Origin of the sequence: Mariprofundus sp. NF (genome assembly GCF_013387455.1) — a bacterium.
In the GTDB taxonomy this organism is placed as follows: domain Bacteria; phylum Pseudomonadota; class Zetaproteobacteria; order Mariprofundales; family Mariprofundaceae; genus Mariprofundus.
This window is the reverse complement of sequence record NZ_VWNC01000002.1, coordinates 377,009-403,027: the sequence shown is the minus strand read 5'-3', so window position 1 is coordinate 403,027 and position 26,019 is coordinate 377,009. Positions and strand designations below refer to the sequence as shown.

Below are 26,019 nucleotides of genomic sequence, written 5' to 3'. Positions count from 1 at the left end.
ATCACTAACCAGGACGGTTTAGCTCCTGCTCCCCCGATGCATCCATTGCATGGCTTTAGTGTAGCAGATAAAAAAATATCTGTTGTCCCCCATTTGGGGGACAAAACAGCCAAAATCGGGGTAAAAATAAGAAAATATCCTATTAAAATGAGAGTTTTATCAATTTTTCTGTAATCTTATAATGCGGTGGTCTGTACCGTTTAGTCGTCGTGAGACTCATTAAGAGACCAGTCATAATCGAGAAACCCAATGTTGATCTCTCCGTTGATCAATTGCCCGGCTTGTATATCGGAGAGTCCCAGCGCATTTCTGTAACGTGAAAAAAATTGTGCCAGAGATCTGTAACCGCCCCAGCCACGTTCGAAGTCCTGGCGATACCATTTGAATATTTTTGAGACTCTCAGCGTTTTGCCATCAAGACGATTACGACTGCGATCAGAGAGGAAATGAACCGTTGCGCTCTCAAGCTGATCTTCAAGCTTCTCCGCCGTATATGCCTCTCCAGCGAGTGCCGGGCAACCGATGCTGGCGCAGTTGACAGCGAAATGGATGCGCGGCTCGGCATATGCTCCGTCTGCGCGGATCATGCCATGTTCAATTTCATCTAGTGAGACCATCTCACCAAATAGAGGAACAATCTCTTTCTGCCATGGCGAGCTGAACAGGAATCTGAGATCCCTGATCGAAGCAAGCGGGTAGGCTGAGAGGATGAGTTCAACGGTGTGGGCATTGTAGAGGTTGATCAGGAAGGCGAGGCGTTCAGCTCTGCTCCACTGCTCGAAGCTCTCACGTGTTACTGTTGCAGCCCTCTGTAGATAGAGACGCAGGGCGGGGCGCTCTTTGAGCAGGGCGCGGTAATCAACCCGGGTGGCATGGCCTGCCTCGCTGCTTTTGACATGTTTCTCCAGCAGACTGTTCCAGCCGCTATGATCAAAACCTGCTGCTTGCACCAGAGAGGGTGCGAGCAGTAGAAGTATAACTGTAAGATATCGTTTCATAGTTGTTGTAGTCGGTGATATCTGCTGAAAAATTACATAGTGTGGCGATACTTCTTATACAAGGCGGGGCGATAGATGAAACAACGACTGTCGGAATCATGGGAGAGAGCGCTGGCTGGTGAATTGGAAAAGCCTTATGCCGCTGATCTATTCGCATTTCTGGAGACTGAGCGAGCAGCAGGCAAAACAATCTATCCTTCTCAAGAAAACTGCTTTGCAGCCTTTGATGCAACCGCCTTTGATGATGTGAAAGTGGTGATTCTCGGTCAGGACCCCTACCACGGCGCAGGTCAGGCGCACGGCCTGAGTTTTTCTGTTCAACCCGGCCAGAAAATCCCACCCTCGCTGCGCAATATCTACAAAGAGCTACAATCAGACCTTGGCATTGCAATACCCGACCACGGTTGCCTCAGCGCATGGGCCAGAGCCGGGGTGCTGCTGCTTAATGCCACGATGACCGTAGAGGAGAAAAAGCCGGCTTCACATCAGGGCCGAGGCTGGGAGCGGTTCACCGATGCAGTGATCAGAGGTCTGAGTGACAAACGTGAACAGATCGTATTTATGCTGTGGGGTAACTTTGCCCAATCCAAAGCTGATCTGATCGATCATCAGCGCCATATGATTCTTGCATCAGCACACCCCTCCCCATTCTCGGCTCATCGCGGTTTTCTCGGCTGCCACCACTTCTCCAAAGCCAACGCTTATCTCACTGAACATGGAAAAACCCCCATCGACTGGTCACTAAACAGCGAACAACCACAGCTTACATTTAATCTCTAACGGATTAAGAACTACAGGAGAGCATGGAGCAACCGGCACGGTTGCGGGCCCACTCAGGACGTTTGGCAGCATAATGCTCGTTCTCAGGCTGTTCATCGTAAGGGTGGCGTAGCAGCTCAAGCAGTTCGTAGATCATGCTACTGTCACCCGCTTCAGCTTTGTCGATTGCCTGCTGTGCTAGATAGTTGCGCAGCACATATTTGGGATTCACGGCGTTCATCTGCTGCCTGCGATCAGCGTCTGATATCTTCTGCTCTCTAATGCGCAGCATATAACTGCGCATCCATGTGGCAAAACGGTTGCGGTAATCACTATCAAGGGAGCCGAGGTCGTAATAGGCATCAAGCAGTGGTGCGATCAGTTGATCACTGCTGAGTTGATCCGGGTCACTATCACTGCGGATATCGGCCAGTTTGCGGAAGAATATGCTCATGTCGGTCTCAACCAGTGGCAGGATCATCAGCAGTTCGTGGGTCAGTGGCTCATCACCTTCCTCCTCTCCGATCAGACCCAGCTTGCTCCGCATCATGACGCGCCAGCCCTTTTCGTAGGTAGCGGCGTAACTGGATATGGCCTGCTGCAGCGGTTCAATCGATTCGATCAGCGGCAGCAGCGCATCGGCCAGACGGGCCAGATTCCATGAGGCGATCTGAGGCTGGTTGCCATAGCGATAGCGTTTCATCTCGGCATCGGTGATATTGGGTGTCCAGCCCGGATCATAACCCTCCAGCCAGCCGTAAGGGCCATAATCGATGGTCAGCCCGAGCACTGACATATTGTCCGTGTTCATCACCCCATGCACAAAACCGACCCGCATCCAGTGCACCATCAATTCGGCCGTTGATCTGCAGACCTCTTCAAACCATGCCAGATAGACCGGAGTTGAGGGTTCACCAAGATGCGGGAAATCGGTGCGGATGGTGTAATCAAGCAGCGCTTTCAATAGGCCAAGATCAGCGCGAGAGGCCAGCAGCTGAAAATTGCCGAAGCGGATAAAGCCGGGGGCGACACGACAGAGCACCGCACCCGGTTCCGGGGCACCATTGCCGTTATAGAGAATATCGCGATCTACCCGTTCACCGGTTGTGATCAGGCTCAGGGCGCGGGTGGTTGGCACACCCAGATGAAACATCGCTTCACTACAGAGAAATTCGCGCAGTGAGGAGCGCAGTACAGCAAGACCATCCGCATTGCGGGAGTATGGGGTCGGCCCTGCCCCTTTGAGCTGCAGAGACCAGCGTTCACCCTTGGCATTGATCACTTCACCGAGATTAATGGCGCGCCCATCCCCCAGCTGGCCGGCCCAGTGGCCGAACTGATGGCCACCGTAACAGCTGGCGTAAGCATCCATGCCGGGCAACAGATGGTTGCCGGAGAAGGTTTGCGTGAATAGCTCCGATTCACAACTCAGTGCAGAGAGATCGAGAAGCTCAGCGACTTCACTGACGCAGGCCAGCAGTTGCGGGTTGCTCACTGGCGTTGGCACTACACGCGAATAACAAGCAGAGAATACCTGGCGGGGGAAGTTTTCAGACTCAGGATCGGCAGGCAGCGAATTGACAAAGCTGTTATCAAAATGGAGCTGCTCAAGCTTTTTTAGAGCCGCAGGCATGTGTGGCTACTTCTGCAACTGATTGGCGAGATAACCCGCAGTGACATAATCCATGGTGCTGATGTGATCCTTCATCCAACGGGGTAGCTTAAAGCGCATAAACTGATCAATCGGTCCGATGGCCTGCTCCTCCTTCCAGCTGCTAACCGCATCTTGCAGCTCTTGCAGGAAGAGGTTGTGGGCATTTTTATGCATGGCATAGGGCGGAAAATGTGCCTCTAACATCAGCCGCTCTTCATTGGCGAAATGCTCCTGCGTATGGATCAGCAACTCATCCAGCTTTTCACTAAGCACTGCTTTTTTACGATTGCCGCTCTCAATCTCCAGAATCAGATCGTAGATGGCGTTGATCATCTCCACCTCTTGCAGATGCACATCATGCATCTCCAGCAGAGGCACTTCGGGGAAATCAGAGGCAGATAGTTTCATTGCCCCAGTGTGCCAGATCGGTTGTCATCATGGCAATCGCTGGCATCATTTCACCAGCAAAGGTAGTTTGGCATCGTATCTGCTATAGTTTGCTTAGGGGCTCCTGTGACTGTGTGATCAAGGGGCTTCGGGCAAAAAAATGCAATAAACTGCCAGTGGTTTGATGGCAGAGTGAAAATTGCAGACTTGCCGATAGAGATAACCGTCAAATGGCTGGCATATGGCTCGCCAAAGAAGCGAGGGAGGTTTTTATGCTGAAAACATTACAGGGTTGGTGGCGTCGGGAAGAGGGTCATCAACAGTTGCCGGATCTGACACTGGCCATTACCAAGCTGATGGTCGGCATGATGACGATGGATGGAAAGATTGATGCTGAAGAGCATGCCGAGATCGTCAAGCTGCTCAGTGACCATTTCAACATCTCCGCTGAAGAGAGTAGCGAGCTGATTGAACAGGCTCAGGATACCGAGCGTGCCGATCTGCGCATTGAAAATGTGGTGAAGCAGATTGTTGACACCTATAACGTTGATGAGCGCGCCGCAATCCTTGCCAAGCTCTGGCGTGTTGCCATGGCCGATGGCGATGTAGCCTTTCTTGAAGAGCAGTATATCAATCGCATCTCAGGCCTGATCGGCGTGCCTGCCTGCTCGCTGACAGAGCTGAAAGAGAAGGAGGAGAAGCTCTTTCCTGATCTGGATCAATCCAACCGTTATACGAATAATCCTGTAGGTGATTAACCGTGCGGTGAAGATTGCCGTTCTTATTCAAGGCTCCGAAGTTTGATGCTTCGGAGCCTTTTTTTATCTGCTGAACGACCACAACCTTGATGTATTAGCATTTCGATATATATTGGGCCGATCCCACTGCATTCATCTCCTCCCGTTTGAATCTTCGCGATAGCCGAAGCGAGCTTGAGTGATTGTGCAGAGTCCAAGGAGTGCCAGATGGCCACAGTCGAGATTACCAAAGAGAATATCAAAGAGGAGGTGGATGGCAGCGCAATCTCCATTCTCGACTTCTGGGCACCGTGGTGTGCGCCATGCAAAGCCTTTGGCCCTACCTTTGAAGCGGTCTCCGAAAATCATCCCGATGTGCTGTTTGGCAAGATCAATACCCAGGAGCAGGAGCAGCTGGGAGCCCATTTCAATATTCGCTCAATCCCTACGCTGATGATTATTCGCGAAGGGCTGATGCTCTACTCTGAGCCGGGAGCATTGGCAGAGAAGGATCTCGAAGCCCTGATTGCAGAGATCAAAGCGCTGGATATGACTGAGCTGCATGCTGAAGCGGCCAGACTGCAGGCTGAGCAAAGCTAATCTTATTCAGTCAGGGGCAACCCCTGAGCACTATTTTGATATCGTCATTTTGTTTGCTGGAGAGAGTCATGAACAGAACGCTTGTGACATCCGCACTGCTACTGATCTCAGCTGTCACGTTACCGGGCAACTTGTTTGCAGAGCAGTGCGCCGGTCAGCAAGCCACCATTATCGGTTCGGAGAAAAAAGACAGACTCACAGGTACCGAGGGTGATGATGTGATTGTCGGCCTTGGCGGTGATGACAAGATTGATGGCAGAGGTGGTAATGATCTGATCTGCGGCGGTGATGGCGATGACAAGATCAAAGGCGGTCGCGGCAATGACCAACTTTATGGCGGTGCCGGTAACGACAAAATATTCGGTGGCGATGGTGATGATTTTCTCGATGGCGGGGCGGGCAATGATAAACTCTCCGGTGAGAAGGGAAATGATCAGCTCAAAGGTGGTCCGGGTAAGGATAAGTTAAGTGCCGGGCCAGGTGATGATCTGCTAGAGGGCGGTGCAGGTGTGGATACCCTGTATGGCGAACATGGCGATGACCGTCTGTTTGGCAACGGTGGTGATGACCGCCTCTATGGCTGGACGGGTAACGATCAACTTGATGGCGGGGCTGGTAACGATCAGCTGTTTGATCGTGGCGGCGATGACACAATGGCTGGCGGTGAAGGTGATGACCGCTGCCAGGGACTACATGACTTTGGTGCGCAGAGTGGAGAGGGTGAGTGGCAGAGTGATATCAGGCCAACGCCAGAGTCGCAAAGCTGGTCGGGTTGCGAAACACTGTTTAAGTAATCAGCCTGCCGTTGATATCCAAAACGGAGGCTCCTATTCAACCCTTGATCGATAGCCACTGCCATCTTGATGATCTCCGTTTTGACCAGAGCAGAGTGGCGGTTTTACAGCGTGCGCAAGATGCCGGTGTAACCGCTTTTATTGTACCTGCTGTGTGTCGTTCAGGTTGGCCAAAACTGCAGCACCTTGCCTTAGATCACAGTTCGATCTCGCCAGCCTTTGGCCTGCATCCGTGGTTCTGCAATCAACATAGTGATTCCGATCTGTCGTTGCTGCCGCAGTTTCTCGCAGATGCTGTGGCAGTAGGTGAGTGTGGCCTGGATGGTAGTGATCTCTGTCGCTTTGATATGGACTCTCAGCTGCACTGGTTTCAGCCTCAGCTCCAGCTGGCTTTGGAGCACGATCTGCCCGTGATTGTGCATGCATTCAGGGCGGTTGATGATGTAATCCGCGAGATCAGACAGCTGCCCGGCCTGCGTGGTGTGATTCACAGTTTTTCCGGTTCACAGCAGCAGGCTGATCAATTGGTAAAACTCGGTTTCTATCTCGGTTTTGGTGGTGCGGTGACCTATCCGCGGGCAAGCAGAGTGCAGGGTGTGGTTAAACATATCCCGCTGGAAAAGTTGTTAATTGAGACCGATGCCCCCGACCAGTCACCTGCCGCTCATCGCGGAGGCAACAATGAACCCGCTTTTCTCATCGAAATTTTAGCGCAGATCGCTACGCTTCGCGGCACAGATAGTCAGGCACTGGCCGCCATCTGTAATCACAATGCCAGGGAGCTGTTCAGATTATGAGTGTTGCACAGGAGCGCACAGAGATCCTTATCGGTGAAGCAGGGTTGAACCATCTGGCAGGCCTGCATCTGCTGGTGGTAGGCATTGGCGGTGTTGGCGGAGCAGCCATTGAAGCTGTTGCACGTGCCGGCATTGGCCGTTTGACCATTGTTGATCATGACAGTGTGGGGCTCTCGAATATGAATCGGCAGCTTGTCTGCACCCATTCGGTTATAGGCCAGGATAAAGCCACGGCGATGGGGGCGAGGGTTCTCGATATTAATCCGGAGATAGAGCTTGATGCCCGGGTCGGTTTTCTCGATCCGATGAATATGGAAGAATTTCTTGCTGCGGGTGCATTCGATTATGTGATTGACTGTATCGACTCAGTGGCCTGCAAAGCGGTGTTGGTCGCCTCCTGCCAGAAGCTGGGTATTCCTGTGGCATCCAGCCTTGGTGCCGGTGGCCGGCTGGATGTGACACAGGCGGAGATTACCACGCTGGATAAGACCTATAACTGTGGTCTGGCTGTAAATCTGCGTCGCAAATTGCGCCGGGCGGGTGCATCACTCGATTATCCGGTGGTCTTCTCCGGCGAGTTCCCGATCAAACCGCTGCCGCAGGCGCCGGTTGGCAAGGATTCGACCGCACTACCGCGGGCGGTGAATGGCACGATCTCCTATATGCCGAACCTGTTCGGTTTTATGCTGGCAGGTTTTGTCATCAAACAGCTGTTAGATCGCCGTGAAAACATAAAATCGAACCACGAATTAACACAAATAAACACGAATAAGAGTGGCAGAGTTTGTGATTAAACAGCTACTTGATCGTCACGAAAAAAGTTAAATGAGTAGAGCTAAAAGGGGTTATTATGTTCGGTTGGAACAAGAAGAAAAAAACTGCATCAGCACGTCACATTCTGGTTGCAGATCTGCAGCAGTGCGAAGCGCTGAAGGCGGAGATTGAGAATGGTGCCGATTTTGCCGAGGTGGCAAAGCAGCACTCCAGCTGCCCGTCAGGTCAAAAAGGTGGTGATCTCGGTTCATTTCGTGAGCGCCAGATGGTCAAAGAGTTCAATGAGGTGGTCTTCTCTGCCGAACTGCACAAGGTGCATGGGCCGGTAAAAACCCAATTCGGTTATCACCTGATCGAGATTACCGAGCGTTCTGAGGGCTGATCTCTACAGACCGTGGGTCTTTGAGAGCTGAACCTGTTTTAGTTTCCATGTGCGATGTCTACACATGATCTCAACGGCTTCGTTGATGTCGTCGGTGACGGTCACCAGTTTGAGATCTTTCTCGGAGATGTAGCCCGCTTCCAGTACCGTGTTTTCAACCCAGCTGAGAAGATCCTTCCAGAAGGCGTGGCCGTAAAGTACCAGTGGCAGCGGAAATGCCTTCTGGGTCTGCATCAAGGTCAGGGATTCGAAAAACTCATCGAGTGTGCCGAAACCTCCGGGCATGCAGATGTAACCCATGGAGTATTTTACGAACATCACCTTGCGCACGAAGAAGTAGCGGAAGTTGATCGAGAGGTTCTGATAGGGGTTTGGAGTCTGCTCCTCCGGCAGGGTGATATTCAGACCGACTGACTTGCCTCCGCCTTCGGCTGCCCCTTTGTTGGCCGCCTCCATGATACCCGGGCCACCACCGGAGATGACACCAAAACCCTCTTTGGCGAGTTTTCGGGCTATCTCTACAGTAGCTTCGTAATAGATATCACCGGGTTTGGCTCGGGCAGCCCCGAAGATGGTTACCGAATAGGGGAGTTCATTGAGTGTGTCGATACCTTCAGTGAATTCGCTGATAATTCTGAATATGCGCCACGATTCTGAGCCTTTGAGATCTTCCATATCGTAACCTCCGCTACTTCCATTGTAGAACAGTTGAGCGCTGCAATCGAGCTATTTTTATAGGGTTTTAGCCGCCGCCATGCATGCGGGGAAGAAGAAAACGCAGTGCCTCAAAAAATAGCCAGCGGGTAATCAGGTACATCATCGACATCGCCAGGCAGCTGATGGCAGTTACCTTCAGTTTCTCCATGGTAGTGGTGGCAGGTACAAAAAAGCGGGGTAAAAGGATCATCGCTCCGATCGCGCCACAGCTGAAGCCCTGCAACATAAAGAGAAAATATTTCAGTGAGTTTTCAGTTTCGGCCAGACCGGGGATGGACATGAACTGAGGCATCAGGAACTGGAAGATAATCAGCGGAGCATAGACAAATGGATATTCGATCCACAATAGGCCGGCCTTCTTCTGACCGAACATATAGATGACACCTGCCAGAATGTTGACTGAAATCAGATAGAGCGTGACCGAGATCATGACGCTGTTCAATCGGTACGCTCCAATGCTGTTCTAGCCATAATCCCTCCCTTGTGCAGATGAAGCACTACTCTCCCTTCTTCTCCTGCTGGCGCATGCATTGATCCACCATCTCCAGCATCTGATAGCCGCTTTTTACTTCCTGACTATTAGAGGACTGCACCATCAGGCTGGCGCACTCATGCAGTTTGGCCAGTACCTCCGGATCTGAACATATCTGATCCAGATCAATGATAATCTCATTTCTCTTAGTCATAGGGCAACGATAGCACGATCCTCTGCAAATACAGAAGCGCTTACACGTTATGCGTAGTTTTTACGCTGGCAATTCACAAGTGTGACAATAGTCTGCGCAGCATGAAAAAGACCACTTTACCCCTGATGACTCTGCTGCTACTTGCCCCCTTTACTGCTTCTTGTGAGGAGACGGCGGGCGGCTGGAAAAATAATATCGAGCTTGGTGCCGTGAAAACCTCGGGTAATACCCGTACCTTTATCGTCAATGCCAAAGGCAAATTTGTGCATGAAGGCATCAAGTTGCGCGATACGATTATGGGCAGCGCCAATAACTCCACCGATAATAACAGGACAACGGCTGAAACTTATGATGCCAGTCTGCAGGAGGACTGGAAAATCACAGAGCGCGACTACCTGTTTATCCGCTACGGTTTTCAGAGTGATCGCTTTGCCGGTTTCAGGCGTCGTACCAGCGAAACCATCGGTTATGGTCGCGATCTGATAAAAACCGACAGTCTGCACTGGAAAGCTGAGATTGGTGGTGGTCTAAGGCAGACCAGGTTCATCAACAACAGCAAGAAAAATGAGGCGATCATGCGTGGCGCCACAGGTCTAAACTGGAAGGTGAGTGACTCTGCCGTGTTTACCCAGGATCTCTCAACTGAAGGCGGAAAAAATGGCTGGGCAACAGAGTCGATCACTGCCCTGCAGCATGCGATCAACTCCCATCTCGCAAGTAAAATCTCTCTGAAAGTGGATCACAACAGTAAGGTGATTGCACCGGTTAAGAGCACCGATATCGAGACTGCTATAACACTGGTTGTGAGTTTCTGAAGCCAGGCAGAATGGTCATAGGGCTTGCGAAGATCTCCCGCTTTTTGAGGCTGCGATAAAAAAATCTAAGCCTGTCTGTTTTTTTGTGAGGAATGTCACGGATTTGTCAAAATTGGGCTGTATACTTTACCACACTGTTAGCAGCAGTAATAAGTGTCCTCAAACACAATAAAAGAAAAGGCGGAGAGTGCAAACTCCGCCTTTTCTTTTGTCCAGATTTTAAGTTGATCTGTAACCTTGTAGCAGAATCTTGCTCAACCGCCTGAAAGTTTGGCTTTATACCCCTCTTTTTCCAGTAGTAGCAGAAGCTTGTCTCTATGTTCGCCCTGAATTTCAAGGCTGCCGTTTTTGACGGCACCACCGGTGCCAAGTGCACCTTTCAATTTTTTCATAAGAATTTTCAGACTGCTCTCGTCCAGTGGCAGCCCATCGATAATAGATACAGTTTTGCCACCGCGCCCTTTGGACTCACGGCGAATGCGAATGCCCTGCTTGGCCGGGTTTGTAATGGTAGGGGTGTTTTGCGGGGCTCTGTTCTTACGGCTGTTTTTTTTGCCGGCCATGGCTTTCTCAAGCGGCCCGCTCTCTGTGGAATAGACCAGCTTGCGATCATTGTTCATCTCTTTCCCCTTACGGTGAACGGGCCGGGTAAGGCCTCTTTACGGAAGTGCTGATTAATTCAGCGCTTCCGTGCAGCCCATGGATGGGCTGCCAAATCGACCACACTAGTGGCTGATTTGTAAGCAAAAGAAAAACGACGCTTTTGCTTTTGCGAGCTGATTATTGGCAGGAGCCAATAAATCAGCATCTTCTCAATTCAACACCTCAATACCAAAGCGGTAAGGGTCAACCGGATCGCCGAAGCAGACGGTATGATAGCCGCTTTGTAGTGGTACAGTCGTGTCAGATGCACCATATCCAACACGTTTCTCATCGACTTCGCAATAATCGCCATACTGCATCAGATGTAGTTGCAGACCGTGATCTCTGTCCGATTCGATACGGATATGCTGCTCGCGCACACGGCGGCTGCCTTTAGCCAGTCGGATATCAGCCTCCTGGTTGTTGCGGAACAGATCCGTAACACTTTGCGGTGGCACATGGGCTCCGAATGTCCATGGCAGATGAGAGATGGTGCAGGGTTGATTGCAGAGCGCCTGCCTGGAGATGCTGTTGAGTCCGACGATCACAGCATGGGCCGGATCTTCAGGCATGCATTCATCGATCTGTTTCTCATCCACCATCGCACTTTTCAGGCGTGAGAGCAGTGCAGCCAGCACCGGCGTCAGTTTGCTGGCCGGGCCGTTGACCAGTCGGATCAGGGCGCCGCGATCAATCTCTTCAGCATCACAGTCAGTAATGGCTGTGGCCGATGCACTGCGCCTGGTAACCAGTCCGGTCAGTGCCAGTTCACCAATGATTTCACCGGGTCCGACTTTAACCTGAAAGGTGCTGCCATCCTCTTTGTTCTGGTTGATCATGACCCAGCCGTTCTGAATCAGATAAGCAACGAGCCCCTCGTCGCCCTGACTGATCAGGGATTCACCTTTTCTGAAAGAGACAATTTTAGACATGGTGGCTTCCTTTCTGTGCTATATTAATGGATCTCTGAAAAACCACGTCCATGTGGTTTTTCAGTACGCAAAGGCAAAAGCGTGGTTTTGCCTTTGCTCACAAAATCAAGCACTTACTGTGCATGATTTTGACTCTCGGCATCGTGTCGATCGCCTAAAGGCGGCGTTGCCGTCCAATCCGGCTCTCCTGCCGGATTGTGGCAGGCCATCCATGGCCTGCACGGATACTCTGAGTTGTTCAGAGCATCCTTAATAAGCGTGTAACAATGGCTTAGTATGGTTTGCGGCCACTATTAATCTGTGATCTTTATCGCAATAAAAGTGTATAAAATGGTTGTGGTTGCTGCCGTCAGGCGCTGACGGCAGCATCCGCCCTTATATTTAAGGTGGCTTTGAATACTCAAAGCTACCGTGCGACCTGTGGAAGGGGCGCCAGAATCGGACACTTTTGCTGTTCGGTTTTGTCTGCAGAGGCTAAATCCCACATTTGCCTCTGCATGCTGAACAGCTGCTGAGAGTCGTTGTTCACACTGTCCAATCATTGCCGGAGGCACCATGTCTGCAAAGCAGAAATCGGAAGCTGGTATCACCCATGACGGGCATTTCTTCTCTGAAGAGAGCCTGCATGAGATGCATGATCAGATGCTTTTTATCCGTCGTTTCGAAGAGAAAGCGGGTCAACTTTATGGCCTGAAAAAGATTGGTGGTTTTTGCCATCTCTGTAATGGACAGGAGGCCGTCTGCGTCGGATTGCAGCATGCAGCCGAATCCACCGACTATATGATGACCAGTTACCGTGACCATGGCCATATTCTGGCACGTGGTTCCGATCCGACAGCTGTGATGGCTGAACTTCTGGGTCGCGCCGGTGGTATTGTCAAAGGCAAAGGCGGCTCGATGCATATGTTTGATATCGACAAGAACTTTGCCGGTGGTAATGGCATTGTTGGCGAGCAGGTGCCTATCGGACTCGGCTTCGGTTTCTCCAGTTGGTACAAGGAAGATGGTCGCGTGACCATCTGTATTATGGGTGATGGCGGCATCAATCAGGGCGCGGTCTACGAATCATTCAATATGGCAGCTCTGTGGAAGTTGCCGATCGTGTTCCTGGTTGAGAATAACCAGTACGCCATGGGCACATCTCTGGATCGTGCATCGGCAGAAACACAGCTCTTTAAACGTGGTATATCGTTCAAGATTCCCGGCATGAAGATTGACGGTATGGATGTGCTTGAGTTTGAGAAGAAGATGAGCGAGGCGATGGAGCATGCCCGTTCAGGTAAAGGTCCGATTCTGGTTGAAGCGATGACCTACCGTTATCGCGGTCACTCGATGTCTGACCCTGCCACCTATCGTACCCGCGCTGAGGTGGATGAGTGGCGCTCCGGCCGTGATCCGATTGCCCGTCTGCAGGCGCAGATGATTGAGGCGGGAGTGGCCACTGAAGAGCAGTTCAAACAGAAAGATAAAGATATTAAGAAAGAGGTCGCAGCCATCGGCAAAGCGGCCGAAGCGCAGCCGGAGCCGGATGCGTCCGAGTTGTGGACTGATATCTACAGCGATCCGATCGAAAATGCCTATCCCTACCCTGGAAGTGTGAACTCATGAGCAAGATTACCTATAGAGAAGCACTGAATCAGGCGATGTGTGAAGAGATGCGGCGTGATGATCGCGTCTTCCTCATGGGCGAAGAGGTCGCTGAATATAATGGCGCCTATAAAGTATCCCAGGGCATGCTGGAGAAGTTCGGCCCCAAACGTGTGATTGATACACCGATCACCGAGCTCGGTTTTGCCGGTCTTGGTGTGGGTGCCTCAATGGCTGGCCTGCGTCCGGTGATTGAATTTATGACCTGGAACTTTGCCATTCTGGCGCTGGATCAGATCGTCAATGCTGCCGCCAAGATGAAATATATGTCCGGCGGTCAGTACAGCTGCCCGATGGTCTTCCGTGGCGCCGGTGGTTCTGCCGCCCGTGTGGGTGCGCAGCACTCGCAGAGTCTGGAGAACTGGCTGGCCAATGTGCCGGGCCTGAAGGTGGTGATGCCATCCAATCCGGCTGATGCGAAAGGCCTGTTAAAAGCTTCGATTCGTGACAATGATACCGTTGTGTTTATCGAAAATGAGATCAATTACGGTGATGTCGGTGAAGTGCCGGATGATGACTATATCATTCCTCTGGGCGTGGCCGATGTGAAGCGTGTCGGAACTGATGTCACCATCGTGGCCCATTCGCGCATGACCGGTTTTGCACTTGAAGCGGCAAAAATACTTGCTACGCAGGGTATTGAAGCTGAAGTGATTGATCCGCGTACCATTCGTCCACTGGATGAGAATACGATTCTCAGATCTGTGGCCAAGACCAACTGTGCTGTGGTTGTTGAAGAGGGATGGCGCTTTGCCGGTATCGGTGCTGAGATCTCCGCCCGTATTATGGAGCGTGGATTTGATGATCTCGACTCGCCGGTGATTCGCGTGACAGGTAAGGATGTGCCGATGCCGTATGCTGCGAATCTCGAAGCGCTGGCAGTGCCGAGCGTACTTGAGATTGTCGAAGCCGCCCGAGTGGCGTGTGGAAAAGCCTGATGGACTCACCACGAAGATCACGAAGTCCACGAAGAGATTCTATAATCAATACTTCGTGTTCTCTGTGTCCTTCGTGGCAGGGGCTTGTCTTGTATAAAGAATTTGAGGAAAACTATGCCGATTGATCTGTTTATGACTCAGCTCTCACCAACCATGACCGAGGGTAAAATTGCCCGCTGGTTGAAAAAAGAGGGTGACACCCTGGAATCAGGAGAGATTCTGGCCGAGGTGGAGACCGATAAAGCGACCATGGAGATGGAAGTGGTTGATGAAGGTGTCCTGCACAAAATATTCTCCCCTGAAGGTTCTATTGTCCCTGTCGGCAGTGTGATTGCCGTGATTGCCGAGGAGGGTGAAGAGGTTCCTGCCGATTATGCTTCTGCCGTTGGTGATGCCGCTCCGGCAGCAGAAGCACCACAGGCTCCGGTGACTGCAGCTGTAGAAGAGGCTCCAGTCGCCAAAGCTGAGGCTGTTGCTGCACCAGTGGCTTCGGCCCCTGTGGCACGCAAGGGACGTATCAAGGCCAGCCCGCTGGCACGCAGACTGGCCAAACAGAAGGGTATTAATCTGGCGGCTATCTCAGGCTCCGGCCCCAATGGTCGCATCACCAGATCGGATGTTGAGAAGGCTGTCAGGACCGGCATTACTGTCGGTGGCGCAACTGCTGCTGTCGTAGCACCTCCGGCGAGGCCACTGCCTGCCGGCCCGCTGCCATACCATGAAGATGAGTTTGATCGCGTTGAGAATTCGATGATGCGTAAAGCCATTGCCCGCCGTCTGACTGAATCCAAACAGCAGGTACCACACTTCTACCTGAGTGTGGATGTGGTGATGGATCGACTGATGGATCTCAGGGCTCAGCTTAATGAAGCTGCTGATGGTGCTTTCAAACTTAGTGTGAATGATTTTGTTATCAAGGCCGTGGCCAAAGCGCTGGTGGATGTGCCTGCAGCCAACGCCAGTTGGACAGATCGCGATACCCTGTTGCATAAACATGCGCATATCTCGGTGGCGGTGGCCATTGATGGCGGCCTGATCACACCGGTGATCCGTTTTGCCGAGCAGAAGGGCATTACCGACATCTCTGCTGAAGTGAAAGAGCTGGCGACCCGCGCACGGGCTGGTGAGTTGCAGCCGGAAGAGTATTCAGGCGGCACTTTCTCGATCTCTAATCTTGGCATGTATGGTGTGAAACAGTTTGCTGCTATTGTGAATCCGCCTGAAGGTGCGATTCTTGCTGTGGGTGGCACTGATGAGCGTGCCGTTGTTGAAGATGGTGCGGTTGTGGTGAGGAAGATGATGACCCTTACCCTCTCATGTGATCATCGTGTGGTGGATGGCGCTGTAGGTGCTGAGTTCCTGGCAGCAGTGAAGAAGCATATTGAAATGCCTGCCAGCGTATTAATTTAATAACTATCACCACGAAGGACACAGAGAACACGAAGGATGGATTAAAGCATACCTTCGTGACCTTCGTCTGCTTCGTGGTTAACTCTTTCGAGGTTTTGACATGCCAATAGATATTTTTATGACTCAGCTCTCGCCAACGATGACCGAGGGACGCATTGCCCGCTGGTTGAAAAAAGAGGGTGATGAGCTCATCTCCGGCGAAGTGATGGCCGAGATCGAGACCGATAAAGCGACCATGGAGATGGAGGTTGTTGATGAGGGTGTCTTGCACAAAATCATCGCCCCTGAAGGCTCCATTGTCACCGTAGGTGCTCCTATTGCTGTGATTGCCGAGGATGGCGAAGAGGTTGCAGACGACTACCAGGCTGATGGTTCCGCTGCAGGCAGTGCCATTGAGATCAGGGAAGAGGTTACATCTGAAGAGGCTGTTGAGTTGGGTTCAGAATCTGCTCCTGAGATGCACCCGGCATCGATAGCAGCGCATGATGTACATGACGCCGAAGAGGCGGAAGCACTACACCTTAAAGAAGCAGGTCTGTTTAATGCCGATGGCGACTATGATCTGGTGGTGATTGGTGCCGGTCCCGGTGGTTATGTGGCGGCGATTCGTGCTGCACAGCTCGGTTTCAAGGTCGCCTGCATCGAGTCCACCCATCTTGGTGGTATCTGCCTGAACTGGGGATGCATTCCTACCAAGGCACTACTGCGTACCGCTGAGGTGATCAATATCATCAAACATAGTGGTGATGCGCTGGGGCTGGGCGTAACTGAGGCCAATCCTGATCTGGAGAAGGCGGTTGCCCGTTCACGTGCGATTTCGGCCAAGCTCAATAATGGCATCGGCTTCCTGTTCAAGAAGAACAAGATCGAGCATATCGAGGGTTACGCCACATTTGAGGCGGATAACCGCTTGATGGTGAAAGATAGTGAAGGCAACTCTAAGCAGGTCACCGCCAAACATGTGATTGTGGCTACCGGTGCGCGTGCGCGTGCATTCCCGGGCATGGATGTCGATAACGAGGTGATCATCACCTACAAACAGGCGCTGGCGCCAACAGCCCTGCCGAAGAAGCTGGTGGTGATAGGCTCCGGAGCCATCGGCATGGAGTTCGCCTACTTCTACAACGCGATGGGTTCTGATGTGACGGTAATCGAAGCGGCGGATCAGATTCTGCCGCTGGAGGATCATGAGATCTCCCGTGTGGTGGAGCGCAGCTTCAAGAAACAGAAGATCAGGATTATTACCGGTGCGATGGTATCGTCGGCTAAAAATGTCGATGGCAAAGCTGTCGTAGCGTATGAGTCCAAAGGCAAACAGTTAAGTGTTGAAGGTGATGTCTGTCTGGTTGCTGTTGGCGTGATCGGTAATACCGATGCCATTGGTGCTGAAAATACCGCCATGAAGGTGGAGCGTAACACCATTGCAGTGGATGACTGGTATCGTACCGACCATCCCGGCATCTACGCCATCGGTGACGTGGTTGGTGCCCCTGCACTGGCACACGTGGCCAGCCATGAGGGCATTGTCTGTGTCGAGGCGATTGCCGGGAAACATCCGCATCCGGTGGATTACGGTAATGTGCCGGGTTGTACCTACTGCCAGCCACAGGTCGGCTCATGCGGTAAAACAGAGAACACGTGCAAAGAAGAGGGTATCCCCTACAAGGTAGGGCGCATGCCATACGGCACCAACGGTAAAGCGATGGGTCTGGCTGAGACTGAAGGCATGGTCAAAACCATCTTTCATGCTGAAACCGGTGAGCTGCTGGGTGCGCACATCGTCGGTGCTGAAGCGACCGAGATGATCGTTTCACTCGGTGTCGCCAAAACACTGGAGACCACGGAAGCCGAGCTTGCGCACCACATGTTCCCGCATCCAACCCTCTCGGAGATGATCCACGAGTCAGTTCTCGATTCCGACGATCGCGCCATTCACATTTAGTCTGTTTGATAACTGCTGATGAAAGGGCTCCTTCGGTTATATGTGGTACACCTTGTATAATATAACTGCCAAAAAGAGACCACTTCTCATTTTGGATTTGAATGCCATGACCATAAATTAGTATGGTATATGTGGTGTAAGCTATAATAATATTATACCACTATAATAAATGGATTTTTCAGCGATAGTCATTGTATGCATCTATGTAGCTAGACTTTTGGGATGACCCGTTAAATGATGTAGATTCGGTGGGTTTTGAATGTCTGCTTCCGGCCAAAGGCGGACATTCAGAATATACTTTAGAGACTCATAAAATGGTCAGTTTTAATAAACGAAGAGTAAAAACCCACAGCAAATAATGAAACCATTAGAACCATCCAAAATTTCTGCCATGCGACTGACCAAACAATCCACTTTGTTTTACCAGTTCGTGGATAATAAACTGTATACCAGTTAATTCTCTCGCGTTTTTCTTTTAAGTCAGAAGCAAACCCCCAAATAAAAGACGCAAAAAATATAATTAAAACAAATTCCTCAAGAGAGCTTATTTTTAAGTCTCCACAGGCATCACCTGCAAGTACCCCAATAACCACTGCCACAATAGGAGACAGCATATCCGAGACTGCAAAACCCCATTGAAAATTAATAGCCACCTCCTATAAAGAAGCACATATGCTCTAGCCTAATGTCCGCTTTGGGTCGAAAGCAGTCATTCATCCGGTTATTTCTTAAAGTGAGAAAAACAAGCTTCTTTGGTAGTCCAAGGTTGTTGCATACAGCTTGAACAGATCATTGCCATGGCCATCTCACCGAGTGTTTTATAATTAGGGTTATAAATTATTGGCTCTGAATTAATCAGACCCGGTTCAGAAGTAATTCGACCCTCTGATTTTGCGCTGTTATATACATCAAGTGCAGAACGTTGTGCTTCACAGCCTTTCTTTTTATCGCCGCCTAAACCATAAGCGCTTCCAAGCCCAAGCAATGACTTTGCAACCCCTACATCACTACCGACACCATTAAATAGTTCTTTAGCTTTCCGAAAATGCTTAACAGATTTCATATAGGTTCCATCATAAGTTCCAAGTTTTTCGAATTGGACTTTATGTCGATGATAACCTTCATTCTTATATAAATTCCCGAGAGTGAAATGAACATCTGCTTCAACTGCAGGATTTGGATTCTCTTCCAATATTCGCTGAGCCGAGAATAGATAGTCTTCTGCCATAAGGAACCTGTCCTGTGACATTAATGAATAAGCTTGTTGAGTTTTAACTAGCGGGTCATTTGTTTGTACGTGTCCCATTGCTCCACATGCTGTTAACAGGCAAGACAGAGCCACCAGTCCAATTATCTTCATGATTCTCCACCCCTATGAATAAAACTATCCTGTAAAATATGACTATAGACTAATTATTGAATGACCGCTTTGGGTCGGAAGCAGTCATTCACGGGCAGTATTATTCATTACTTGTTTATGAGTAAATAGCCTTACCTCTTTGAATGATTTCGGCGAGCCAATTTTGTCAGAACAGATACGCCAAGCTGATAACTGTTCATCATCGTTTGGAGAAGGTGGAATTTGCTCTCCAATCCATTCAAGTTTGATGGACTCTTTGGGAACCTCAATTTCAAAGTGTGATTTGCCTATTTTACGGATACCTGCTTTGCCAAAGCCACCTCGTTTTTGCCTCATAACTCCGCCCATAAACCGTATTTCGGCCTTTGGATATCTGAAGCTCTTTGAAATGTCAGATGAAATGTTCTGAGGTCCATTGGGGAATGCTTGAGAGAGCATATACATGGCAAGCTCTACATATAAGCCGGCCATTTCAATGCCATCAATTGTGCATTCAGTTTTATCTATCGGGAAACTAATTATGCCAGCATCGAACGAGTAGATGTATTGATACTCAAGGTCATTCGATTCTTTGGATATTATCTTCATTGATATTTCATTTGGGCGGTTTCTTTGAGCTTCAATTATCACATCACCCCCAAGGTCAAGAATGACTTTAGAATAATCACTCCAGCCATTGTTGGGATGGTCTTGGCCAGGTTGTCCCCAATGAAAGGCAGGCTGTGATGTGAAGCGTAGTATCTTTTCTTGTTGGCTCCATTCTTTAGAGTATGCTGATGGAATTGCAGAAAAAATGCATATCGCCATCAAGATACACTTCGCCTTTAAGATTAAGTTGTAATCCATCATTCACCTTCCACTTTAAGTCGAACCGATTTAGGTAGTCTTTAAATGCCTGCTTTGGATCGAAAGCATCAAACACCGTATAATTTCTGAGTGTAGACGGGATTAGCGAAAACCCCAAACATGCACTACAATGAACTAAATCGAATGACTGCTTCCGACCCAAAGCGGACATTCAGATAAGCATGAAAACCATCTAAAGTCACACTGAGCAGGAGGGGTGGATGAAAATCATAGCTGTGAGTATTTTTTTCATTGCACTAGCCGCCTTTGGTGTTCTGTCCATGTGTATCATGGCTTTTCCACGTCGATTGATTCTTAAAGAAAAGTTCCTTAATCATTCGGTTTTTCTGCATTATTCTGAAATTTTTTTTCGGGAACCGAAATATTGGGTGCGGCTAAAAAAAGGAAACGCTTTAACCCCTTTAGCCATTCGTTTGGCTTATTCTGTCTGGTTTAGTCTTTCATTACTAATAACTTCAACACTTTTTATACTAATATATTTATAATAAACGAATGTCCGCTTTTGGCCGAAAGCAGTCATTCAAAAGCACTCAGAGTACATAATCAGGCTTCAGTTTTCTCTGCAATCTCTAAAGCATCATCCACCTCAATCCCTAAGTATTTAACGGTGCTTTCTAATTTTGTATGACCAAGTAATAGTTGAACTGCACGAAGGTTCCTTGTCCTTCGGTAGATTAAGGTTGCTTTAGTGCGGCGTAACGAATGCGTGCCATATTCACTAGAGTCTAATCCGATTATTGTTGCCCAAAATTTAACAATTCGAGCATATTGCCTTGTGGAAAGGTGCGCTGACCCTTTAAACCTACTCGAGAATAAGTAATCAATCGAACTGAGTTGCTCTTTTTCAATCCAGCAATCCAGAGTTTTTCGAGTTTGTTCAGTCAGTTCAAACCTAACTAATTTCCCTGTCTTTTTTTGGAGAATAGTTGCTCTAGATATTGCCTTACCATTATGAGCTACATCCCTAACTCGCAGGTTGACGATGTCACATCCCCGAAGTTTGCTATCAATTGCTAGGTTAAAGAGTGCCAGGTTTCTTGTGTGCTCCAATAATTGGAGGCGTATCCTGATTGCCCATATCTCTTTAAGCTTAAAAGGTGGTTTTGCCCCCATCAGGCGACCCTTGTTCCAAGGTTCTGTGTTAGAAATACACTTCATAACTAGTTCCTCCATATAAGGGCACAATTATAAATTAGTTTATTTTATACCGGTTTGTTTAGATGAATAATTGTCAAATTAGTTCAACTCGCCGTTATGCAATCGATGAGGTTCGACCAAAGACGACACTTGCCAGGCATTTAAAAGAGAAGGCCTATAAATTACTGGTAATATTTGTCGAGATATAAACCTATGGACTCATCCTTAGGGTAAACAACGTAACATGCTAATTTAATTCCGAAAATCGGAATCCGATAATGATTGAAAAGGCTTTAAAGCTGGTGTTATAATGAAATTTCGGGCGTATATGCTCAGGAGATAGCACTGTGTCAAAGAACTCTAATAACAAGGCTTTTCATGAATCACACAACTGTTATTGCTAAAGTGATTACTGATAATACCGGTGTTCAATCTGAGGTTCCAATTATTCTAACAGACCATGGTCCGTTAGAACCCCTTCTTAAATATTTTTTAGAGATAGATGATTCCCGAAGTTTTGCATGGAAGACAAAGGTAGTAGAAGCCACAGGCTTATTGTTGGACTACATGGAGGCAAACCAACACTGCTTTGATAACTCTAAAGACCTTTTTAATAGCTTCGTTCACCGCCTTAGAACGGGTACAATAGGAGAAGATGGGTTGGATCCCAGTGGCCTATATTGGTTGCCGCAAGGTAGAGATAAATCTCGAAAAATATCTGGACTGCTTTCAACATTTTCCGACTGGTTGGCAGAACGACTTGGTCTAGAGCCAATGAATCCATGGAGAAAAGCAAACAGTTACGATGAGATGCTTAATTGGGCGGCCTATCACCAACGTCACGACAGAGCTTTTCTAGGACATACATGGAATCAAGAGAAGGCATCTGAAACTGCAAAAAAAGCACGCAACACTTTGCTTAAACGCGCCCCAAAGGTTGAACGCAATGGAGTGAAGTTCTTTCCGGAAGACTACTTCATCGACTTGCTATTCAAGGGGTTCATTGTTTCAGGGAAACAAAACAGTCCTCGAATAGAAGAACGGTTGAACTTACGTAACATACTTATCACCCTGCTCGAGAATTGCGGAGGACTTCGAGTATCAGAAGCCTTTCAGCTTTATGTGCATGATATAATTCCAGATCCCAATGACAGCAATACAGCCTTGGTCAGAGTCTTTCACCCCAGTGAAGGGCTAGCCCCAGATGACTGGATAGGTAGAGATGGCAAACCTATTAGATGTAACCGCGAAGCCTACTTGCGGGGTCATTACCAGCTTCGACCACGGACTAGTTATCCAAAAGGAAATATGAAGGTCGGATGGAAAGACCCAATGCTTGATAGTGAAGCTAATTTTTTTCATGTGCACTGGTTTCCAACATGGGCAGGAAAGCTTTTTAAAAAACTCTGGGACATTTACCTGATACAAAGAGCGAAACTAGACTGTGATCATCCCTTTGCGTTTATTTCAAAGAGCGGAAGGCCTTATGCGATTCGTGACTATAGTGAAGCTCATGCAATAGCAGTAAGTCGTATAGGTTTAGTGCCGGCCAAAATGAATGGAACAACTCCTCATGGCCATCGACATGCCTACGGGCAGCGATTAACTGACGCTGGCATTGATCCAAAGCTCATCAAAAAAGCAATGCATCATGCTTCAATTGAATCTCAAAGTACGTATACAGAACCAAATATTCGAAGTGTCACTAAGGCATTATCTGAAGCATCTGATTCGCTTGAATCAGATGTGTCAATACAGCCTCCCAACCTTGTTCAATATGGGTTCGAAGAAGTGGATCCAAGAGACCTACTTTTAGAGGACAAACCACGTTTGAGGAGGCGTCATTATGGTTAGAAGAGAAAGCATTAACAGATCTAGAAAAGTAAGTGACCATGAATTCAATTATGTGCTTAAAATAAATCCGGCATTTGAAGAATGGAGGCTGTTAGCATGTGAATGGTTTCAGAATCAGCACTCTGGAAGGGACTTTAAGCATAAAGCATTGGATAAATTCCTGGTTCATTACCTGTATCAATGCGATCTGGAAATGAACCCCTACAATTTTTTGTTAAGAGCGAACAATCCAACATCATTCTGGAATCAATTAGAGATGAATACCGTAACAGGTATTAAATATAATAATTACGTGCATGATTTTCTTAAGTGGGTAATCGAAGAAAAGCTGTCGATAGAAGATGGAGGTGCGCGGTACATTCCAGCTGAATACCACAATCCCATACCAAAAAGGTCACAGCGAGGCATCAGACAATCTGAAACTTATAAAAACCCGCTGCCGTTTCGATATATTCGGGAGCTTCGTGGTATTCTAAATGAAGGGGAAAACTTTAGTGACTGGAAGTGGGCACAAAACTTCGGGGCAGCTCAAAAAGGAAGTGCTGGAGGGGATTGGTTTGAAGCCAGCCCATGCTCGATTGATATATCTGATCCTGATTGCGTATGGCGAAAAAGAACAGTAAACAATAACGAGATTACTGAGCTCTGGAGTCCTGTAAGGGCTATGCTCATATACATTAAGCTAGAACTTCCTTTGCGAGAACACCAAGTTCGAATGCTGGATTCAGGAGAAGCAGACACATTTCGTTATGAAAATGGAAAATGGGATACAAATAACTCTACGCTAGCAACTGGCACAGAAAAAAGGCCTTATCTTAAGGGCGTTTTCCATCGCGATATTGACCTTAAAAGTCGGGAAATCCGAACAGGATTCTATATAAATACCAACAAAACCGCTGATATCAATGAAAGTGAGGCGAATAAGGGGTATGTGATTCCATGGCAAAATGAAAAAGTGCTTTATTGGTTGGAGAAACTTCGGAATTGGCAGGAAAAGTATAATCCCATCATTGAGCCCATTTCATGGACTAAATTGGAAGCGAAACATTTTGGTTATGCAAAACCACATGACTCTGTTCTAGAGGAGAGAGGGAGTGCGTGTTTTCTTTTTCGACATGCATCGGCAATTCAACACGATGATCGCTCGCTCCCTGTTCCCGCCGTTGCAGCTAACCGATTATGGTATCAGCTGCTGTCCGAGTTGGAGGAGCGTTGTACTAACCGGGGAGAAACATTGGATGATGGCTCTCCAATATTATTTGTAGATCCAAATTCGAATACCACTACTTGTTTTAGTCTTCACAGCTTGCGCGTTAGTCTTATTACAGCTTATGCCTTAGATGGGGGTGTTCCTTTTCCAATTCTATCAAAGATGATTGTTGGGCACTCTCGATTAATTATGACCTTATATTATACAAAAGCTGGAAAGGCGCATGTAACAGAAGTCATGCAAGAAGCAGAGAAACGTATGCTTGAGACTGATCAATCTAGCTATCGACGATTTCTTAAAGAGGCGACGTACAAGCAGATTGAAGAAAATTTTGCGTTCAATGATCCAGCGGCCTTATTGGGGTGTCAGAAATCATCGCCAGCAGGTTTCGTGTTTGAAGATAAAGGAATTTGCCCTATGGGATGTTCCGGCTGTGATATTGGTGGAATGCAACTGAGGAGTGTTGCATCTGCGCCAGTTCAAAATATTTATGCCCCAACCCCAGGTTATCCTGAAGAAAAGAACTGCGTTAGATGTCGTTTTTTTATAACTGGCCCAGCCTTTTTGCCCGGAATGATAGCTCACTTTAACCATGTGAGTTATAAATTAACTGAGGCCTCAGAGCGTTACGTTCAGTTTGAGATGCAGGTCGCTGAGCTTGAAGATTTGCGTGCAGAGTGCGCGGAAAGTGACGCTGTTTTTAGTAAGGCAACAGACTTACAACGCATAAGCCGCCATCATGAACAGGAAGCTCAGAAGGTTGATAAGCTAGCCAATGATTTGCATGCAACATTACGCCTTATTGATCGTTGCAAGCAATTACTTGAAACCAATGGGGATGATGATGAAGTAAAGCTGGTTCCTTCAGGGCAGATTTCAGATTTACAATATGCCCTAGAGGAAGTCGAGTCAGAAATGTATCAGCTTGAGATTCTTTGCGAGAATGCAGTGCTTTTTCCTGAGACTGATTCCAGCAAGCCCTCTCTGCGACGAGCTCAGATCCTTGATAGTATGTTTGAGCGAAATGGCTACCAACCAGTTTTTTTCAAGCTATCACCCAATCAGCAATTAGCCGTAGGGAATCACTTGATGCACCTTATTAAAAGTCGTGTTGGTTCATTGAAGGGTGCTGTCAGTGTGGCAGAAGGAAAGGTGAAACTGAACCAACTTGGTTTACTAGATGATACCGAAAACATTCTAATTGAGTACACAGGACAGGCTCTTGTGAAACAACAAATGTCTAATTTGAGAAGTAATGAACAAGTACATATCCCTGAGGAGGTAAATGAATGAACCCGAATGAATTATTTGACCAGCTAAAGTCCAATGCGAACTTGCGTAAAATCAAGAACCTTCAAATTATTCATGAGGTGTGCCGAGAACAGCATGAGCGCGGTAGTGAAGATTTTTCTCTGGCAACAGTTGGGCGCTTGTGTGAAAAGGCTGGAGGCCTAAAAACTCAATCGATCCGGAACAAAGGTGGTGAAGACTACCGAGCTTTAATTTCGGCATGGACCACATATACAGGTGGGTCTTCGAGAAGGCCCATCAAGAGAAAAGAAAACCCATTCTCCGATATCCTTCGTAAGATACCTGCTCCAGATGTTCGGGCCGTTATAGGCAATATTTTAGCTGAAAACACTAAGCTACGCGGCGAAGTAAATACCCTGAAGCAAAATGCAGAAGTAATTATCAATCAAAGACCTCAGGAGCCACGGCCGACTGTTGAGGTATTTAATCCGACAATTGGCCTTACCGATTACGAGGTGGATGCTTTGCGACATGCGATCTCAGATGATTTCTTGGAAGCTCAAGGATGGACCATGATCCAATCAGGAAGGGTGAATAATCACCACGGACGACCGCTTTATAAGCCAGGGTATGCGACGGGGATTAGAAAACTGCTTGAGAATGAATCAAAATAGGTAAATAAGCCGGACTTTTTTATTATATATAATAATCCTTATTCATTCATAAATA

The 26,019-nt window shown here is 48.4% G+C and carries 27 protein-coding genes; 15 read left to right on the top strand and 12 right to left on the bottom strand.

Going from position 1 to position 26,019, the window contains the following annotated elements:
* Positions 1-200 precede the first annotated feature (200 nt).
* Positions 201-998 (bottom strand): DUF547 domain-containing protein, encoded by a 798-nt coding sequence (locus F3F96_RS04905; RefSeq protein WP_176962116.1) that lies wholly within the window; start codon positions 996-998, stop codon positions 201-203.
* Positions 999-1,073: 75 nt separating this feature from the next.
* On the opposite strand from F3F96_RS04905, the gene ung reads away from it, so the two are divergent.
* Positions 1,074-1,778, top strand: coding sequence for a uracil-DNA glycosylase (ung, locus tag F3F96_RS04900; RefSeq protein WP_176962115.1), 705 nt, complete (start codon positions 1,074-1,076; stop codon positions 1,776-1,778).
* Positions 1,779-1,782: 4 nt separating this feature from the next.
* Here ung and F3F96_RS04895 read toward each other — a convergent pair whose 3' ends face one another.
* Positions 1,783-3,390, bottom strand: a complete 1,608-nt coding sequence (locus F3F96_RS04895) for a YdiU family protein (RefSeq protein WP_176962114.1) — start codon at positions 3,388-3,390, stop codon at positions 1,783-1,785.
* 6 nt (positions 3,391-3,396) lie between these two features.
* On the bottom strand, positions 3,397-3,819 hold the full coding sequence (locus F3F96_RS04890; RefSeq protein WP_176962113.1) for a bacteriohemerythrin: 423 nt from the start codon (positions 3,817-3,819) through the stop codon (positions 3,397-3,399).
* A 251-nt stretch (positions 3,820-4,070) separates the two neighbouring features.
* Between F3F96_RS04890 and F3F96_RS04885 the strand changes: the two genes are divergently transcribed.
* The 6 genes from F3F96_RS04885 to F3F96_RS04860 all read left to right on the top strand — a co-directional run bounded on the left by F3F96_RS04885 (position 4,071) and on the right by F3F96_RS04860 (position 7,882).
* Positions 4,071-4,556 carry a TerB family tellurite resistance protein gene (locus tag F3F96_RS04885; RefSeq protein WP_241697649.1) on the top strand — a complete coding sequence of 162 codons (486 nt, stop codon included), beginning with the start codon at positions 4,071-4,073 and terminating at the stop codon, positions 4,554-4,556.
* 207 nt (positions 4,557-4,763) lie between these two features.
* Positions 4,764-5,135 (top strand): co-chaperone YbbN, encoded by a 372-nt coding sequence (locus tag F3F96_RS04880; protein ID WP_176962111.1) that lies wholly within the window; start codon positions 4,764-4,766, stop codon positions 5,133-5,135.
* Positions 5,136-5,203: 68 nt separating this feature from the next.
* Entirely contained in the window at positions 5,204-5,929 is a 726-nt protein-coding gene (locus F3F96_RS04875) for a calcium-binding protein (protein WP_176962110.1), read from the top strand.
* A gap of 44 nt (positions 5,930-5,973) precedes the next feature.
* On the top strand, positions 5,974-6,726 hold the full coding sequence (locus F3F96_RS04870) for a TatD family hydrolase (protein WP_186338890.1): 753 nt from the start codon (positions 5,974-5,976) through the stop codon (positions 6,724-6,726).
* Positions 6,723-7,520, top strand: a complete 798-nt coding sequence (locus F3F96_RS04865; protein ID WP_176962109.1) for a ThiF family adenylyltransferase — start codon at positions 6,723-6,725, stop codon at positions 7,518-7,520. The genes F3F96_RS04870 and F3F96_RS04865 overlap by 4 nt, the downstream gene beginning before the upstream one ends.
* 56 nt (positions 7,521-7,576) lie before the next feature.
* Entirely contained in the window at positions 7,577-7,882 is a 306-nt protein-coding gene (locus F3F96_RS04860) for a peptidylprolyl isomerase (protein WP_176962108.1), read from the top strand.
* A 3-nt stretch (positions 7,883-7,885) separates the two neighbouring features.
* On the opposite strand, the gene F3F96_RS04855 is transcribed toward F3F96_RS04860, so the two are convergent.
* From F3F96_RS04855 to F3F96_RS04845, 3 genes are all read right to left on the bottom strand, one after another.
* Positions 7,886-8,557: a TIGR00730 family Rossman fold protein gene (locus F3F96_RS04855; protein ID WP_176962107.1), complete on the bottom strand. Its 672-nt coding sequence runs from the start codon at positions 8,555-8,557 to the stop codon at positions 7,886-7,888.
* Positions 8,558-8,624: 67 nt separating this feature from the next.
* The gene (locus F3F96_RS04850) at positions 8,625-9,041 is read right to left on the bottom strand and encodes a hypothetical protein (protein ID WP_176957305.1); all 417 of its coding nucleotides are present in this window, start codon (positions 9,039-9,041) and stop codon (positions 8,625-8,627) included.
* A 55-nt stretch (positions 9,042-9,096) separates the two neighbouring features.
* Positions 9,097-9,285 carry a hypothetical protein gene (locus F3F96_RS04845; protein ID WP_176957304.1) on the bottom strand — a complete coding sequence of 63 codons (189 nt, stop codon included), beginning with the start codon at positions 9,283-9,285 and terminating at the stop codon, positions 9,097-9,099.
* Between the two features lie 101 nt (positions 9,286-9,386).
* Here F3F96_RS04845 and F3F96_RS04840 point away from each other — a divergent pair, with 101 nt between their 5' ends.
* A complete protein-coding gene (locus F3F96_RS04840; RefSeq protein ID WP_176962106.1) occupies positions 9,387-10,100 on the top strand; it encodes a YdiY family protein in 714 nt (237 codons plus the stop codon).
* 254 nt (positions 10,101-10,354) lie between these two features.
* Here F3F96_RS04840 and F3F96_RS04835 read toward each other — a convergent pair whose 3' ends face one another.
* Entirely contained in the window at positions 10,355-10,720 is a 366-nt protein-coding gene (locus tag F3F96_RS04835; RefSeq protein ID WP_176962105.1) for a translation initiation factor, read from the bottom strand.
* A 192-nt stretch (positions 10,721-10,912) separates the two neighbouring features.
* Positions 10,913-11,674 carry a cyclic nucleotide-binding domain-containing protein gene (locus F3F96_RS04830; RefSeq protein WP_176962104.1) on the bottom strand — a complete coding sequence of 254 codons (762 nt, stop codon included), beginning with the start codon at positions 11,672-11,674 and terminating at the stop codon, positions 10,913-10,915.
* A 555-nt stretch (positions 11,675-12,229) separates the two neighbouring features.
* Between F3F96_RS04830 and pdhA the strand changes: the two genes are divergently transcribed.
* The 4 genes from pdhA to lpdA all read left to right on the top strand — a co-directional run bounded on the left by pdhA (position 12,230) and on the right by lpdA (position 17,611).
* Positions 12,230-13,282 carry a pyruvate dehydrogenase (acetyl-transferring) E1 component subunit alpha gene (gene pdhA / locus F3F96_RS04825; protein WP_176962103.1) on the top strand — a complete coding sequence of 351 codons (1,053 nt, stop codon included), beginning with the start codon at positions 12,230-12,232 and terminating at the stop codon, positions 13,280-13,282.
* Positions 13,279-14,259, top strand: a complete 981-nt coding sequence (locus F3F96_RS04820; RefSeq protein WP_176962102.1) for a pyruvate dehydrogenase complex E1 component subunit beta — start codon at positions 13,279-13,281, stop codon at positions 14,257-14,259. The genes pdhA and F3F96_RS04820 overlap by 4 nt, the downstream gene beginning before the upstream one ends.
* 114 nt (positions 14,260-14,373) lie before the next feature.
* A complete protein-coding gene (locus F3F96_RS04815) occupies positions 14,374-15,669 on the top strand; it encodes a pyruvate dehydrogenase complex dihydrolipoamide acetyltransferase (protein WP_176962101.1) in 1,296 nt (431 codons plus the stop codon).
* 100 nt (positions 15,670-15,769) lie between these two features.
* Positions 15,770-17,611, top strand: a complete 1,842-nt coding sequence (lpdA, locus tag F3F96_RS04810) for a dihydrolipoyl dehydrogenase (protein ID WP_176962100.1) — start codon at positions 15,770-15,772, stop codon at positions 17,609-17,611.
* A gap of 299 nt (positions 17,612-17,910) precedes the next feature.
* On the opposite strand, the gene F3F96_RS04805 is transcribed toward lpdA, so the two are convergent.
* From F3F96_RS04805 to F3F96_RS04790, 4 genes are all read right to left on the bottom strand, one after another.
* Positions 17,911-18,264, bottom strand: a complete 354-nt coding sequence (locus F3F96_RS04805) for a hypothetical protein (RefSeq protein ID WP_176962099.1) — start codon at positions 18,262-18,264, stop codon at positions 17,911-17,913.
* A 68-nt stretch (positions 18,265-18,332) separates the two neighbouring features.
* On the bottom strand, positions 18,333-18,971 hold the full coding sequence (locus F3F96_RS04800) for a tol-pal system YbgF family protein (protein ID WP_176962098.1): 639 nt from the start codon (positions 18,969-18,971) through the stop codon (positions 18,333-18,335).
* A gap of 84 nt (positions 18,972-19,055) precedes the next feature.
* Positions 19,056-19,820, bottom strand: a complete 765-nt coding sequence (locus F3F96_RS04795; RefSeq protein WP_176962097.1) for a hypothetical protein — start codon at positions 19,818-19,820, stop codon at positions 19,056-19,058.
* 561 nt (positions 19,821-20,381) lie between these two features.
* Positions 20,382-20,996, bottom strand: coding sequence for a tyrosine-type recombinase/integrase (locus F3F96_RS04790; RefSeq protein WP_176962096.1), 615 nt, complete (start codon positions 20,994-20,996; stop codon positions 20,382-20,384).
* A 357-nt stretch (positions 20,997-21,353) separates the two neighbouring features.
* Between F3F96_RS04790 and gmtY the strand changes: the two genes are divergently transcribed.
* From gmtY to gmtX, 3 genes are read left to right on the top strand one after another with little or no spacing between them, the layout of a single operon-like run.
* The gene (gene gmtY, locus F3F96_RS04785; RefSeq protein ID WP_176962095.1) at positions 21,354-22,829 is read left to right on the top strand and encodes a gamma-mobile-trio recombinase GmtY; all 1,476 of its coding nucleotides are present in this window, start codon (positions 21,354-21,356) and stop codon (positions 22,827-22,829) included.
* Positions 22,822-25,332: an integrase family protein gene (locus F3F96_RS04780; RefSeq protein WP_176962094.1), complete on the top strand. Its 2,511-nt coding sequence runs from the start codon at positions 22,822-22,824 to the stop codon at positions 25,330-25,332. The genes gmtY and F3F96_RS04780 overlap by 8 nt, the downstream gene beginning before the upstream one ends.
* Complete coding sequence (gmtX, locus tag F3F96_RS04775; protein WP_176962093.1) at positions 25,329-25,964, top strand: gamma-mobile-trio protein GmtX; 636 nt, start codon at positions 25,329-25,331, stop codon at positions 25,962-25,964. The genes F3F96_RS04780 and gmtX overlap by 4 nt, the downstream gene beginning before the upstream one ends.
* Positions 25,965-26,019: the final 55 nt, after the last annotated feature.

Bases quoted from the DNA above. Each gene is read 5' to 3' on its own strand.
- F3F96_RS04815 (WP_176962101.1), top strand. From the start codon at position 14,374: ATGCCGATTGATCTGTTTATGACTCAGCTCTCACCAACCATGACCGAG.
- F3F96_RS04905 (WP_176962116.1), bottom strand. From the start codon at position 998: ATGAAACGATATCTTACAGTTATACTTCTACTGCTCGCACCCTCTCTG.
- ung (WP_176962115.1), top strand. From the start codon at position 1,074: ATGAAACAACGACTGTCGGAATCATGGGAGAGAGCGCTGGCTGGTGAA.
- F3F96_RS04885 (WP_241697649.1), top strand. From the start codon at position 4,071: ATGCTGAAAACATTACAGGGTTGGTGGCGTCGGGAAGAGGGTCATCAA.
- F3F96_RS04880 (WP_176962111.1), top strand. From the start codon at position 4,764: ATGGCCACAGTCGAGATTACCAAAGAGAATATCAAAGAGGAGGTGGAT.
- F3F96_RS04840 (WP_176962106.1), top strand. From the start codon at position 9,387: ATGAAAAAGACCACTTTACCCCTGATGACTCTGCTGCTACTTGCCCCC.
- F3F96_RS04800 (WP_176962098.1), bottom strand. From the start codon at position 18,971: ATGAAGATAATTGGACTGGTGGCTCTGTCTTGCCTGTTAACAGCATGT.
- gmtX (WP_176962093.1), top strand. From the start codon at position 25,329: ATGAACCCGAATGAATTATTTGACCAGCTAAAGTCCAATGCGAACTTG.
- lpdA (WP_176962100.1), top strand. From the start codon at position 15,770: ATGCCAATAGATATTTTTATGACTCAGCTCTCGCCAACGATGACCGAG.
- F3F96_RS04835 (WP_176962105.1), bottom strand. From the start codon at position 10,720: ATGAACAATGATCGCAAGCTGGTCTATTCCACAGAGAGCGGGCCGCTT.
- F3F96_RS04855 (WP_176962107.1), bottom strand. From the start codon at position 8,557: ATGGAAGATCTCAAAGGCTCAGAATCGTGGCGCATATTCAGAATTATC.
- gmtY (WP_176962095.1), top strand. From the start codon at position 21,354: ATGAATCACACAACTGTTATTGCTAAAGTGATTACTGATAATACCGGT.
- F3F96_RS04845 (WP_176957304.1), bottom strand. From the start codon at position 9,285: ATGACTAAGAGAAATGAGATTATCATTGATCTGGATCAGATATGTTCA.
- F3F96_RS04830 (WP_176962104.1), bottom strand. From the start codon at position 11,674: ATGTCTAAAATTGTCTCTTTCAGAAAAGGTGAATCCCTGATCAGTCAG.
- pdhA (WP_176962103.1), top strand. From the start codon at position 12,230: ATGTCTGCAAAGCAGAAATCGGAAGCTGGTATCACCCATGACGGGCAT.
- F3F96_RS04780 (WP_176962094.1), top strand. From the start codon at position 22,822: ATGGTTAGAAGAGAAAGCATTAACAGATCTAGAAAAGTAAGTGACCAT.
- F3F96_RS04795 (WP_176962097.1), bottom strand. From the start codon at position 19,820: ATGATGGATTACAACTTAATCTTAAAGGCGAAGTGTATCTTGATGGCG.
- F3F96_RS04865 (WP_176962109.1), top strand. From the start codon at position 6,723: ATGAGTGTTGCACAGGAGCGCACAGAGATCCTTATCGGTGAAGCAGGG.
- F3F96_RS04790 (WP_176962096.1), bottom strand. From the start codon at position 20,996: ATGAAGTGTATTTCTAACACAGAACCTTGGAACAAGGGTCGCCTGATG.
- F3F96_RS04820 (WP_176962102.1), top strand. From the start codon at position 13,279: ATGAGCAAGATTACCTATAGAGAAGCACTGAATCAGGCGATGTGTGAA.
- F3F96_RS04895 (WP_176962114.1), bottom strand. From the start codon at position 3,390: ATGCCTGCGGCTCTAAAAAAGCTTGAGCAGCTCCATTTTGATAACAGC.
- F3F96_RS04875 (WP_176962110.1), top strand. From the start codon at position 5,204: ATGAACAGAACGCTTGTGACATCCGCACTGCTACTGATCTCAGCTGTC.
- F3F96_RS04860 (WP_176962108.1), top strand. From the start codon at position 7,577: ATGTTCGGTTGGAACAAGAAGAAAAAAACTGCATCAGCACGTCACATT.
- F3F96_RS04890 (WP_176962113.1), bottom strand. From the start codon at position 3,819: ATGAAACTATCTGCCTCTGATTTCCCCGAAGTGCCTCTGCTGGAGATG.